The 12419-nt window shown below is 53.0% G+C and carries 9 protein-coding genes and 1 pseudogene; 4 read left to right on the forward strand and 6 right to left on the reverse strand.

The annotated features are described in order from the left end of the window. Window positions 1-247 precede the first annotated feature (247 nt). The gene (locus PSE_RS19825; RefSeq protein WP_008548078.1) at window positions 248-832 is read left to right on the forward strand and encodes an HdeD family acid-resistance protein; all 585 of its coding nucleotides are present in this window, start codon (window positions 248-250) and stop codon (window positions 830-832) included. An 88-nt stretch (window positions 833-920) separates the two neighbouring features. On the opposite strand, the gene PSE_RS19830 is transcribed toward PSE_RS19825, so the two are convergent. Next, complete coding sequence (locus PSE_RS19830) at window positions 921-1511, reverse strand: DUF2585 domain-containing protein (RefSeq protein WP_014286444.1); 591 nt, start codon at window positions 1509-1511, stop codon at window positions 921-923. Between the two features lie 328 nt (window positions 1512-1839). Further along, a complete protein-coding gene (fabF, locus tag PSE_RS19835; protein ID WP_008547908.1) occupies window positions 1840-3102 on the reverse strand; it encodes a beta-ketoacyl-ACP synthase II in 1263 nt (420 codons plus the stop codon). A 461-nt stretch (window positions 3103-3563) separates the two neighbouring features. On the opposite strand from fabF, the gene PSE_RS19840 reads away from it, so the two are divergent. The 3 genes from PSE_RS19840 (at window position 3564) to PSE_RS19850 (ending at window position 7199) form a co-directional block, all read left to right on the forward strand. After that, a complete protein-coding gene (locus PSE_RS19840) occupies window positions 3564-4781 on the forward strand; it encodes an NADP-dependent isocitrate dehydrogenase (RefSeq protein WP_008547468.1) in 1218 nt (405 codons plus the stop codon). Between the two features lie 158 nt (window positions 4782-4939). Beyond that, window positions 4940-6046: a hypothetical protein gene (locus PSE_RS19845; RefSeq protein ID WP_014286445.1), complete on the forward strand. Its 1107-nt coding sequence runs from the start codon at window positions 4940-4942 to the stop codon at window positions 6044-6046. A 160-nt stretch (window positions 6047-6206) separates the two neighbouring features. Continuing rightward, the gene (locus PSE_RS19850; protein ID WP_014286446.1) at window positions 6207-7199 is read left to right on the forward strand and encodes a glycerophosphodiester phosphodiesterase family protein; all 993 of its coding nucleotides are present in this window, start codon (window positions 6207-6209) and stop codon (window positions 7197-7199) included. Here the strand turns inward: PSE_RS19850 and PSE_RS27860 are convergent. From PSE_RS27860 to recA, 4 genes and pseudogenes are all read right to left on the reverse strand, one after another. Then, the gene (locus PSE_RS27860; RefSeq protein WP_371260881.1) at window positions 7189-7590 is read right to left on the reverse strand and encodes a cyclic nucleotide-binding domain-containing protein; all 402 of its coding nucleotides are present in this window, start codon (window positions 7588-7590) and stop codon (window positions 7189-7191) included. The two genes, PSE_RS19850 and PSE_RS27860, sit on opposite strands and share 11 nt — an antisense overlap. A 93-nt stretch (window positions 7591-7683) precedes the next feature. After that, window positions 7684-8364: pseudogene (locus tag PSE_RS27865) on the reverse strand (ion transporter); the annotation flags it as partial. A gap of 132 nt (window positions 8365-8496) precedes the next feature. After that, window positions 8497-11157: an alanine--tRNA ligase gene (gene alaS, locus PSE_RS19860; RefSeq protein WP_014286448.1), complete on the reverse strand. Its 2661-nt coding sequence runs from the start codon at window positions 11155-11157 to the stop codon at window positions 8497-8499. 190 nt (window positions 11158-11347) lie between these two features. Beyond that, window positions 11348-12412, reverse strand: coding sequence for a recombinase RecA (recA, locus tag PSE_RS19865; RefSeq protein ID WP_014286449.1), 1065 nt, complete (start codon window positions 12410-12412; stop codon window positions 11348-11350). Between the last annotated feature and the right edge of the window lie 7 nt (window positions 12413-12419).

The raw sequence follows: 12419 nt of genomic DNA on the forward strand, positions 1-12419 counted from the left end.
GCCAGAATAGCCCGAAGAAAAACAAAATCCCATCAGGATTAGCCTGAGGTTTTCCAGCGGCGATAACTCACCACCAGCACCTCAGTCCTGCGAAATCGTGTGAGAGCTCTGACTAGTCACCTAAAGAGGGTAAAATTCGGCGAATTCAATCAAGAGTAAAGCTGTGATTTGCTGTTACCTAGAGAGTTAGCCGTTTCAATGCAGCTTCTGAATGGCCCGACCCTCTACGAAGGAGACCCCGACGACTATGCCTGGACAAGAACCCAACACAGGTGGCACCCCGCCTCCAAATGTCCCGGATCTCACGCAGTTAGTGCGTGACAACTGGTGGAAATTCCTGGTGCTCGGAGTATTGATGGTGATTGGTGGTACGATTGTGTTGGTCATACCATACGCGTCCTCCATCGCAGTAGCACTGGTTATCGGACTGGTTTTAATCGTCGTCGGGGTTCTTCAACTCTGGCATGCCATGCAGGTGAAAGAATGGGGAGGCTTCCTCTGGCAATCCCTCATCGGCATCATCGCCTTGGTTGGCGGTATCGCGATCTACTACAACCCTGTTGCGGGAACAGAAGCACTCACACTGGTGCTCTCAGTTGTCTTCATCGCACAGGGCATCGCACAAGCCATGTTTTCCTTCCGCCTGCGACCCCACAGCAGCTGGGGCTGGATACTCGCGTCCGGTATCATAGCAATTGGCGCAGGCCTGATGATCCTGCTCGACTTCCCCGGCTCAACAGCATGGGCACTCGGCCTCGTGGCCGGCATCTCGATCATGTTCAACGGCTGGAGTTATGTCGCCATCGCCCTTGCAGCTCACAAAAAGCAATAGGGCGTACGCTTCAAGCATTAATCGACAGCTTAAGTTCAAATACAAAAGTGCCGCGCAATCATCCATGAGCGCGGCACTTTTGTGTAGATCAGTAGGCTTGCATCTGCCATTCGCGGATCGCATCCAACGGATAGACCAGCATGATCACATTGAGGGTCAGGTTATCCCGGATGATCGAACCAACAATCAACTCCATCGCAAGGATCAACACAACTGTCAGCCATACCGGCAAACGGGCCGCGAGCCAGAAGCCGAAGATCATCCAGATAATATCGAAGACAGAGTTGAGAACACTGTCACCGAAGTAATCCAGCGCAATCGTCGCTTCCCGGTAGCGATTGATGATGAAGCTTGAGTTCTCGACGATCTCCCAAGCCGCTTCCACAATAACAGACAGCACCAGACGGAAGCCCATCGGCCAACCGGCACCACCCGTAAACAACCGGCCCATCCACCAGAACAGCGCATAAAACAGCATGCCGTGAATTATGTGCGAAGGCGTGTACCAATCAGCAATATGCTGGCTGTTGTCCGAGCTGTTGACGTCCCACGTCCAAAGCTTGATCTCCCCGCACTTACAGATCGGCTCTCGCCCCATGGCAAGCAGAATGACGGCTGTCAGGACAAGCAAGAGAACGGTGATCAAAGCATAATGCTTGTTATTCAATCGACTGAGCATCAATCAGACTTTCAATATCTACGTAAACGATGAGCATAGCTGTGAAGGATGAACAGGACCTTCAAAACAGAATGCGTATATAAGTAATACCTAAACCAGCTTGATAAAACAGCAAGAACCATGAGCCGTTTTAAGCTGATTAAGCGCGCTTAATCGACCAATGTGGCAAAAAGAAAAAGGCTCAGAAGATCTCTGAGCCTTTCCCAAAACTTCTACCCTCTCCAAATGCACTGCCCACATCTAATGGCTATTGAGCCAATACGGCAGCGCTGGAACAGGGGATTAAAGCAACTCGTAGTTTCCGCAGAATGGCAACCTGCTTTAATCCTCAGCCTGGCTTCCCAAAAATGACAGAGGCATTCACGCCCCCAAATCCAAAGCCATTGGACATGACGTATTTGAGGTCCTTTTCCTTGGATTCATTGGCCACCAACTCAAACTGAGACGCCGCCTCATCCGGCTCTTCTAGATTTAGTGTTGGTGGAAGCACCCCTTCCCTCAAAGCCATGATGGAGGCAATCGCCTCAATCGCACCAGCTGCACCCAGAAGGTGGCCGGTGGCAGATTTGGTAGAAGAAATAGCCAGATCTTTTCCGCGATCTCCAAACACAGCCTGAATGCCAGCAATCTCTGCCGCATCTCCAACCGGTGTCGAGGTGCTGTGCGCATTGATGTAGTCAATGTCATCGGGATTGATCCCGGCCTGCTTCAGCGCCTTACGCATAGCAGCCTGACCACCCGCGCCATCCGGCGGAGAAGCCGTCACATGATGCGCATCGGCCGAGGTGCCATATCCAAGGATTTCAGCAAGTGGCGTAGCACCACGCTCAAGCGCATGGTCCAACCGCTCAATCACCAGCATCGCAGCTCCTTCACCCATCACGAACCCATCGCGATTCCTGTCAAATGGACGGGAGGCTTTGTGCGGTTCTTCATTAAAGCCACTGGAAAGTGCACGCGCAGCAGAAAAGCCAGCAAACGACACCGCATCGATGCAAGCTTCAGCTCCACCGGCGAGTGCCACATCGGCTTCACCACTCTTGATCATGCGAACCGCATCACCAATCGCCTGCACACTGGCCGCACAAGCCGTCACAGGTGTTCCCAGCGGGCCTTTAAACCCGTTGGCAATTGATACCTGCCCAGCTGCAAGGTTTGCCAGAAAGCTTGGCACAATAAACGGAGAGAGCCGCCGCGGGCCTTTGGTCTCCACGGTGCGTGTGGCTCCGGTCATGGCAGGGAACCCGCCAACACCAGAGGCAATAATAGTGGCCGTGGCTTCCTTGTCTTCATCCGTTTCCGGATACCAGCCAGCCTGGTCAACAGCTTCCTTGGCTGCAACCAGAGCATAATGGATGAACAGATCCATCTTCTTCTGGTCTTTGAAAGGAATGGCCACACTGGCATCGAAGCCAAATTCATCTTCATCAATGGAGGGAACCTGCCCTGCCACCTGGCAAGCCTGCTCACTTCCATCAAATCTGGTAAGAGCGCGAATACCGCTTCTGGAAGCTACCAGACGCTCCCAAAACGGGTTGATCCCAACACCCAGGGGTGAAACCACCCCCATACCGGTTACAACAATCCGCATCTTCCCTAACTCCTAAGCTAAAGAACGCAGCAACCGACTCCTGCGCGCTCTACAAAATGCTCGCGTCCCAATTATGGCGCCATCTAATGGTCAGAGTAATTGGATATGTTTTGAGAGTTAAGAGCAAACTACGCAAACACAACTCTTAGTGGATAACATCTTGGGATATCGGAACAATCAGTTCCCAGCCTCTCACGAGAATGACCGACAATCACTCCCCGAAAAGAAAGAGGGACTGCGGAATTATAGACAGCAATTCAAACCATCGTTGAGCGCAAATACAGTTGAAATAGCAAATTGTTAGCGGCAACCACTTCAGTGCGGCATACGAATTTGGTATTACTGGCACTCCAACCGCAGATTTCCACTGGCATTAAATTGCGCACATGTGTATACACATGGCAACTTGAGCCTTAACCGGCTCCATTGTCACGTACCTAATAAACACGAGGTCTACTAATATGGCGAAGATCAAGGTAGAAAATCCAGTCGTCGAGCTCGACGGCGATGAGATGACCCGCATCATTTGGCAGTTCATCAAGGACAAGCTGATCCATCCTTATCTGGACATCGACCTGAAGTACTACGACCTCGGTATCGAGTCTCGTGATGCAACTGATGACCAGATCACCGTTGACGCTGCTGAAGCGATCAAGAAATACGGCGTTGGCGTTAAGTGTGCGACCATCACTCCGGACGAAGCACGCGTTGAAGAATTCGACCTGAAGCGCATGTACCGCTCTCCGAACGGCACCATCCGTAACATCCTGGGTGGCGTGATCTTCCGTGAGCCAATCATCATGTCCAACGTTCCACGTCTGGTTCCAGGTTGGACTCAGCCAATCATCGTTGGCCGTCACGCATTTGGTGATCAGTACCGCGCGACTGACTTCAAATTCCCTGGCAAAGGCAAGCTGACCGTTAAGTTCGTTGGCGAAGATGGCACCGAGATCGAACACGAAGTGTTCGACGCACCATCCTCCGGCGTTGCAATGGCAATGTACAACCTGGATGATTCCATCCGTGACTTTGCTCGCGCATCCATGAACTACGCTCTGGGCCGTAAAGTTCCTTGCTACCTCTCCACCAAGAACACCATCATGAAAGCATACGATGGTCGCTTCAAAGACATCTTCCAGGAAGTATACGAAGCTGAGTTCAAAGAGAAGTTCGAAGCAGAGAAGATCTGGTACGAGCACCGCCTCATCGACGACATGGTTGCAGCTGCAATGAAGTGGTCCGGCGGCTACGTTTGGGCTTGTAAGAACTACGACGGCGACGTTCAGTCCGACACCGTTGCACAGGGCTTCGGTTCCCTCGGCCTGATGACTTCCGTTCTGATGTCACCAGACGGACGCACCGTTGAAGCTGAAGCTGCACACGGCACCGTGACCCGTCACTACCGTCAGCACCAGAAGGGTGAAGAGACCTCCACAAACTCCATCGCATCTATCTTTGCATGGACCCGTGGTCTGGCTCACCGTGCGAAACTGGACGACAACGCTGAGCTGAAGAAGTTTGCTGAAACTCTTGAGCAGGTATGTATCGACACAGTTGAAAGCGGTCACATGACCAAAGATCTGGCCCTGCTCGTAGGTCCAGACCAGAAGTGGCTCACCACAACTGGCTTCCTCGACAAAGTCGACGAAAACCTTCAGAAAGCAATGGCAGCTGCATAAGCTCAGCCTCTGCTGGATTTTCGAAAAGGGTGCCTCCGGGCACCCTTTTTGCATTTAAGGCCCCTTCAAACTGCATAGAGCTCCCCCAAATCTGAGAGACCCCGTCGCAAGACAACATTCTCCTTTCCCAGCTTACCCTCACTGAAAAGGAGATAGTCATGCAGAATGCACTCTCACTACTGACCGCAAGCATCCTCTTATGCTCAGCTGCCTACGCGCAGGAGCAGCCCATCACAGCCAAGAAAGTTGGCGCCTACTTCCAGCTAGAGCTGCACTGCCCGGATGGCAAGCACTCCTACTTTGTCATGGACACTGGTTCGACCGGCATCGTCGGCTCAGCTAAATTCTTTACACCCACAAAGGACGAAAAGTCCGGAGGCACATGCGTTCCCTTCGGATACTCCAGCTCAGGCAACAGCTACGCCGGTTACATCGTCAAAAGAGATCTTTCCTTCGGCACCATTGGCGAGCAGCCAACAAAACACCTGAAAGACTTCCCGGTTTACGCCGCCGTGCAGCGGTGTCCGGCAGGTAAGACACCCAATTGCTCTAGCACGCCACCTGAAGGCTGCACACTCAACCCGCAAGTCTACATGATGGGTGTCGGCTTTGATCAGGACAGCAGCTTTTCTCAGAAAGACGATGGCAGCAATGCCACCAACAACCCCTTCCTGAACCTCGTTGACACCGATGGCAAATCGCTCCCACAGCAGAACTATGCGCTGAGCAGTGTCAAAGCGGGCAGCCCTGCCCTCGATGTCTATCTCGCCTCACCCAAGAACCCGCTGCCCAATCTCGGGCAAACCATCACCGTGCCACTTTCAAAGCCAACTGACGGCACAGAAACGCTCATAACACCAGAGCTGGCCTTTGCATTGCGAGACAATGCCACCGGCAAACCGGTCTTCCCAACAGACGCCCCACAACCGGTCCGTTTCTTGCCGGACACAGGCATCAGCTACGGCATCCTCTCGATTGCAAGCAGCTCAGCCCCCTGCTGTACAGAGGGCACCTCAAAGTCAAAAATTGACACATCAAGCTACGACTTCCAACTCTTCGCCAACCCAGAGGGCAAAACACCCCTCACCAATCTCTCCTACGGAACAGGCCAGCCACTCGGCCAGTCCGCCAGATGGTCTCTAAACCACCCTGCAGGCAGTACCCTGTTCTTCAACAGTGGTCAGCTCTTCTTCCAGAACTGCAACTACTTCTACAATCCCGCCAGCACTGAAATCACGTTCAGCTGCCACGCAGCAGATCAATAAACCAACAAGCACAACGGGCTGTTTCAAACCACCAAACAGCCCGCACTTTAAGAGAGGATAATCGACAAAGCCTTGAGTGCGCCCAAACAACGCCTAAGTGCGAACACAATCCAAATTCAACCTGAGGGCACGGTGTTCATTTCAAACCGGTGCTCTTCTCATGTTTAAAAAGATTGCGCTCTTCCTCCTGCTCGCTGCCGCAGGCATCTACCTCTACAACGCGTCATGGCTGACATTTGGCTCCACTTCAGGAAAGCCGAAGTTCATCGCCCATCGCGGTGTGCACCAGACCTATCACCGCGAGAACCTGACCAACAAAACCTGCACGGCAGAGCGCATCGACACCCCTTCCCACCCCTACCTGGAAAACACCATCGCCTCCATGCAGTCCGCCTTTGAGGCCGGGGCAGACATCGTCGAACTGGACATTCACCCAACCACCGACAACAAGCTGGCTGTTTTCCACGACTGGACGGTGGATTGCAGAACAAATGGCTCCGGCATCACACGGGATCACTCCCTCGCAGAGCTCAAAGCCCTGGACATCGCCTTTGGATACACCGCCGATGACGGCAAGTCCTACCCGCTCAGAGGCACCGGCATTGGTGCAATGCCCGAGCTGGACGAAGTGTTTCTCGCCTTTCCGGAAAAGAAATTCCTGATCAACTTCAAGGAAAAAGAACTCCGCTCCGCAAAGCTGCTACAGGCAAAACTGGAGAAGCACCCTCAATGGAAACAGCAGGTCTGGGCCGTCTATGGCGCACAAAACCCAACCCAGTACATGGCTGAATCCACCGCAAACACCATGGGTTTCGACAAGGCGAGAACCAAATCCTGCCTGAAGGAATACATCGCACTGGGATGGAGCGGTTACGTCCCACAAACCTGCAGAAACACGATTATCGGCGTGCCTTCAAACTACGCATGGGCCCTCTGGGGCTGGCCAAGCAAATTTCAAAGCAGACTGAAAGCACACGGAAGCGAGATCATTCTATCTGGACCTTACAAGTCGCAGAGCGCGGGCGCTGGGATAGACACACCAGAGCAACTATTGGACGTCCCAGCCAGCTTCGACGGTTACGTCTGGACAGACAAGATAGAAGCACTGGCCCCCTACATCAGAAAGGAAAGCCCAACCGAACCTAGGACGTAAACTCCACATCCACGTGATGCGCTTTACGCTCATCAATCGCTTCATCAATGATCTTCTTCGCCACTGCAGGCTTACGATCCATGAAGCGGCGCAGGTCATCCATCTTGAGCACCATCAGTTGTACCGGTGTTTTGGCAACAGCACGCGCACGCCGTTTGTGGTGACCAAACAAAGACGCCTCCCCAAAGTGCTCCCCTTCTCCATGAAGCACCCGGTGATCGTCAAAAACTTCTTCCACCTCACCCGAAGCGATCAGGAAAAGACTGTTCCCATCCTCTCCCTTCTCGCAGATGGCCTGACCGGCAGGCACACTGTGGGAATGCAGAAGCTCGGTCACAGCTGCGATTTCAATAGCAGATAGACGCTCAAACAGCGGTATGGTAGCCACCATGCCCCAGGTCACCACAAAATCACGGCTATGGATTTCGCGGGCAAAAGCGGTGCCTACAATGCCCACCGGCAACGCAAACAGACAATAACCCATCAACATCACGATGCTCGCGATCATCTTGCCAGCAGCTGTCACTGGAACCACATCACCGTACCCGACTGTTGTCAGGGTTGAGAACGCCCACCAAAGCGCAGAGGGTATTGTGCCAAAATGCTCTGGCTGAGCGGCATGCTCCACACTGTAAAGCAGCGTCGCTGCCACAAGCGCCACACCCAAAATCAGCACAAGACTGCCAACGATCGCCCGCTGCTCCGCAACCACCGCTGATACAAGAGAGCGAACAGCAGGTGAGTAACGCGCAATTTTCAAAAAACGGAACAAACGCAAGATGACCAGCGATTTCCAGCTGATGCTTGCAAAGAACAGAGAAAGCCAGAACGGCACCACCGCAACAAAGTCGACCACGGAGAGCGGCTGCAAAGCATAAACCACCCGTGCTTTCAAAGGCCCATACTTCTTCAGAGGCGGATGCAAATCAGACACCCAAAGGCGCAGCAGATACTCGATCGCGAAAATAGATCCGGCGATGAAATCGAGGAGAAAAATCTCCCAGACATACACTCCGCCAATGCTCGGCTCCGTCTCAAGAACTGCAAGACCCACATTCACAACGATAAAGATGATCAAAATGGCATCTATTTGCTGAGCCAGACGGTTGCCCGCACTACTGCGCTCCAGCAGGTTGTACACTTTCAACTTGATCGAGTTAGCCACTAAAGCCCCACAAATGCCCGAGCATCAAAGCAAAAAAGAAACGCAGAAATCGAATAACTTCAAAAGTAACTAGCAAAAAATAAAGGGGAGATTAAATCCCCCCTTTAAGAAACTCAGATTATCAGGTCAGCTTTAAAGCGTTTCAAGATGCGCCTTGATTGCAGCAATCGCTTCTTCTGCTTTGCTTGCATCAGGGCCACCAGCCTGCGCCATGTCAGGGCGGCCACCGCCACCACGACCGCCAAGAGCCGCAGAACCGATGCGCACAAGATCAACCGCGCTTGCAGTTTCGCTCACATCCTTGGTTGAGCCAACAACGATCGCAGCCTTGCCATCTTCAGCCTTGCTGATCAGCACCACAACACCAGAACCAATTGCAGTCTTGCCTTCATCAGCAACAGACTTCAGATCCTTCGGGTTGATGCCCTCAAGCACACGCGCCATCAGCTTGAATTTGCCAGCTTCAGTCACACCAGCGTCTCCGCCGGAACTACCGCCGCCCATGGCAAGCTTCTTCTTCGCTTCAGCCAGTTCACGCTCCAGCTTCTTGCGCTCGTCCAGAAGACCCGCAATACGCGCAGGAACATCAGCAGCAGAAACCTTCAGCAGTCCAGCAGTTTCGCGCATCAGCGCATCCTGCTCAGCCAGATACTTGCGTGCTTCATCACCGGTCAGCGCTTCAATACGGCGCACACCAGCAGCAACTGCACCTTCAGAAACAACAGTCACAAGACCGATGTCACCAGTGCGCTTAACATGTGTACCACCACAAAGTTCAACGGAGTAAGACTTGCCAGCCTTCTCTCCGGTTGTCGCCGTACCCATGGAAACCACGCGAACTTCATCGCCGTATTTCTCGCCGAACAGAGCCATCGCACCAGCTTCAATCGCCTCATCAACTTCCATCAGAGAAGTCTCAACAGCACCGTTCTGCAGCACAATCTCGTTCGCAAGAGCTTCAACCTTGGTGGTCTCTTCCGCACTCACAGGCTTTGGATGTGAGAAGTCGAAGCGCAGACGCTCAGGCGTCACCAAAGAACCCTTCTGTGCCACGTGCGTACCAAGCACTTCGCGAAGCGCTTCATGTACAAGGTGAGTTGCAGAGTGGTTGGAGCGAATGGCACTGCGACGCGCATGATCCACGATCAGCTCAAGCGCATCGTCCACATTCACGTCACCGCTTTCAACACGAACAGAATGCACAAACAGGCCGTCAGCTTTCTTCTGTGTGTTAGTTACAGTGATGGAAACACCATCAGCAACCATGGTACCGCAGTCACCAACCTGACCACCGGATTCACCGTAAAACGGGGTCTGGTTGAGGATCAGAGAACCTTCTTCACCCTGCTTCAGAACTTTGACTTCTTCGCCGTCCTTCACAAGGCTCAGCACAACACCTTCAGCCTTCTCGGTTTCATAACCGAGGAACTCGGTGGCACCTGCCTGTTCTTTGATAGAGAACCAGATCGCATCCGTCGCAGCATCACCGGAACCCGCCCAGGCAGCACGCGCTTCCGCACGCTGGCGCTCCATTGCGGTGTTAAAGCCGTCAGTATCGACCGCAATCTCACGGTTGCGCAGCGCATCCTGTGTCAGATCAAGCGGGAAACCATAGGTGTCGTAAAGCTTGAAAGCAGTCTCACCATCCAGCTGATCACCGGAACCCAAAGAGCTGGTCGCATCCTCCAGAAGACCAAGACCACGCTCTAGCGTTTTGATGAAGCGCTTCTCTTCCAGCTGAATGGTTTCTTCAATGAGCTTTTCCGCACGTGGCAGCTCAGGGAAGGCCTGACCCATTTCACGAACCAGAGTTGGCAGCATCTTGAAGATGACTGGCTCTTTTGCACCAAGCAGGTTCGCATGACGCATCGCGCGGCGCATGATGCGGCGCAGAACATAACCGCGACCTTCATTGGATGGCAGAACGCCATCAGCAATCAGGAACGCCATGGAACGCAGGTGGTCAGCAATCACGCGGTGACTTGCCTGTGCTTTGCCAGCAGCTTCAACACCGGTGAGATGCTCAGAACTCGCGATCAGAGCCTTGAACAGGTCGATCTCGTAGTTGTTGTGAACGCCCTGCATAATCGCCGCAAAACGCTCAAGACCCATGCCGGTGTCGATGGACGGACGCGGCAGGTCGATGCGTTTATCAGCCAGCTGCTCATACTGCATGAACACCAGGTTCCAGATCTCGATAAAGCGGTCACCGTCTTCCTCAGGAGAACCTGGAGGACCACCCCAGATCTGCTCACCGTGATCGTAAAAAATCTCGGAGCAAGGGCCACAAGGACCGGTATCACCCATCGCCCAGAAGTTGTCTGAGGTCGGAATGCGGATGATCTTCTCATCAGCAAAACCAGTCAGCTTCTTCCAGATATTAAAGGCTTCATCATCCTCAGAATAAACGGTCACAAGCAGCTTATCAGCTGGCAGGCCGTATTCTTTGGTGATCAGGTTCCAGGCCAGCTCAATCGCGTTTTCCTTGAAGTAATCGCCAAAGGAAAAATTGCCGAGCATTTCAAAGAAGGTGTGGTGACGCGCAGTGTAGCCAACGTTGTCCAGATCGTTGTGCTTGCCACCCGCACGAACACATTTTTGCGAAGATGTTGCACGCACGTAATCCCGCTTTTCCAAGCCGGTGAATACGTTCTTGAATGGCACCATACCCGCATTTGTAAACATCAATGTCGGATCATTGCGTGGCACCAATGGACTGGAAGGAACAACCTCGTGTCCGTTTTTTGCAAAGTAGTCGAGAAAAGCCGACCGAATTTCGTTGACGCCACTCATAGGTCTTGATGTCCGTCTCGTTTTCTAGTGGGCAGCTACTTCAACAATCACAGCCGCCAAATTGCAGGGTATGCGCATCCGGAAAGATGCAACAAAAAATTAGTATCTGCCGCGTTTTAGCCATCTGCAGCAAATCTGTCCATAAAACCCTACAAAAAAAGAGGCTGGATAAATCCAACCCCTCTAAACTCTATTGGTTTTCCGCAGTTTTTTCCGGATCATCAATCGCTTCAGCAATCAAACCCGCATTCTGCCGGATCGCAAGTTCGATCTCTTCCGCCAGTTCAGGATTCTCTCGCAGGAAGGTTTTCGAGTTCTCACGCCCCTGCCCCAGCCTCTGACTGTTGTAAGAGAACCAGGCCCCGGACTTCTCGACAATGCCGCCTTTCACACCAAGATCCAGCAGTTCACCCATTTTGGAGATGCCTTCACCGTAGATGATATCAAACTCAACCTGCTTGAATGGAGGTGCCAGCTTGTTCTTCACCACCTTCACGCGGGTCTGGTTACCAACGATTTCGTCCCGATCCTTGATCGCACCGATACGGCGGATGTCCAGACGTACAGAAGCGTAGAACTTCAGCGCGTTACCGCCGGTTGTCGTCTCAGGAGAACCAAACATCACGCCGATCTTCATACGGATCTGGTTGATGAAGATCACCATGGTGTTGGATTTGGAGATAGATGCGGTCAGCTTGCGCAGTGCCTGGCTCATCAGACGAGCCTGCAGGCCTGGGAGCGAATCGCCCATCTCACCCTCAAGTTCAGCTTTTGGCGTCAGAGCTGCAACGGAGTCGATCACCAGCACGTCAATCGCGCCGGAACGAACCAGAGTGTCTGCAATCTCAAGCGCCTGCTCACCAGCATCCGGCTGGGAAATAAGCAGGTCGTCAATGTTCACGCCAAGCTTACGTGCATACACCGGGTCCAGTGCGTGCTCAGCGTCAACAAAGGCGCAGATGCCGCCGTCGCGCTGCGCAGATGCCACAGTGTGGAGCGCCAGCGTGGTCTTACCGGAACTTTCAGGCCCGTAGACCTCAATGATACGTCCCTTAGGCAAACCGCCGATGCCCAGCGCGATATCCAGACTGAGAGAACCAGTCGAAACGCTCTGGATTTCTACGGCCTGTCCCTGGCCCATGCGCATAATGGAGCCTTTACCAAAGGCTCGTTCAATTTGGGAAAGCGCTGCATCCAGTGCTTTATTTTTGTCCATCTGATTGCCCTCAACAAGGCGAAGTGAAGTTTGTGCCATACGTTCT

The organism is Pseudovibrio sp. FO-BEG1, assembly GCF_000236645.1.
In the GTDB taxonomy this organism is placed as follows: Bacteria; Pseudomonadota; Alphaproteobacteria; order Rhizobiales; family Stappiaceae; genus Pseudovibrio.

Excerpts from the sequence above, each read along its gene's own strand:
- PSE_RS19825 (WP_008548078.1), top strand. The coding sequence starts at position 248 with ATGCCTGGACAAGAACCCAACACAGGTGGCACCCCGCCTCCAAATGTC.
- PSE_RS19830 (WP_014286444.1), bottom strand. The coding sequence starts at position 1,511 with ATGCTCAGTCGATTGAATAACAAGCATTATGCTTTGATCACCGTTCTC.
- fabF (WP_008547908.1), bottom strand. The coding sequence starts at position 3,102 with ATGCGGATTGTTGTAACCGGTATGGGGGTGGTTTCACCCCTGGGTGTT.
- PSE_RS19840 (WP_008547468.1), top strand. The coding sequence starts at position 3,564 with ATGGCGAAGATCAAGGTAGAAAATCCAGTCGTCGAGCTCGACGGCGAT.
- PSE_RS19845 (WP_014286445.1), top strand. The coding sequence starts at position 4,940 with ATGCAGAATGCACTCTCACTACTGACCGCAAGCATCCTCTTATGCTCA.
- PSE_RS19850 (WP_014286446.1), top strand. The coding sequence starts at position 6,207 with ATGTTTAAAAAGATTGCGCTCTTCCTCCTGCTCGCTGCCGCAGGCATC.
- PSE_RS27860 (WP_371260881.1), bottom strand. The coding sequence starts at position 7,590 with ATGGTGGCTACCATACCGCTGTTTGAGCGTCTATCTGCTATTGAAATC.
- alaS (WP_014286448.1), bottom strand. The coding sequence starts at position 11,157 with ATGAGTGGCGTCAACGAAATTCGGTCGGCTTTTCTCGACTACTTTGCA.
- recA (WP_014286449.1), bottom strand. The coding sequence starts at position 12,412 with ATGGCACAAACTTCACTTCGCCTTGTTGAGGGCAATCAGATGGACAAA.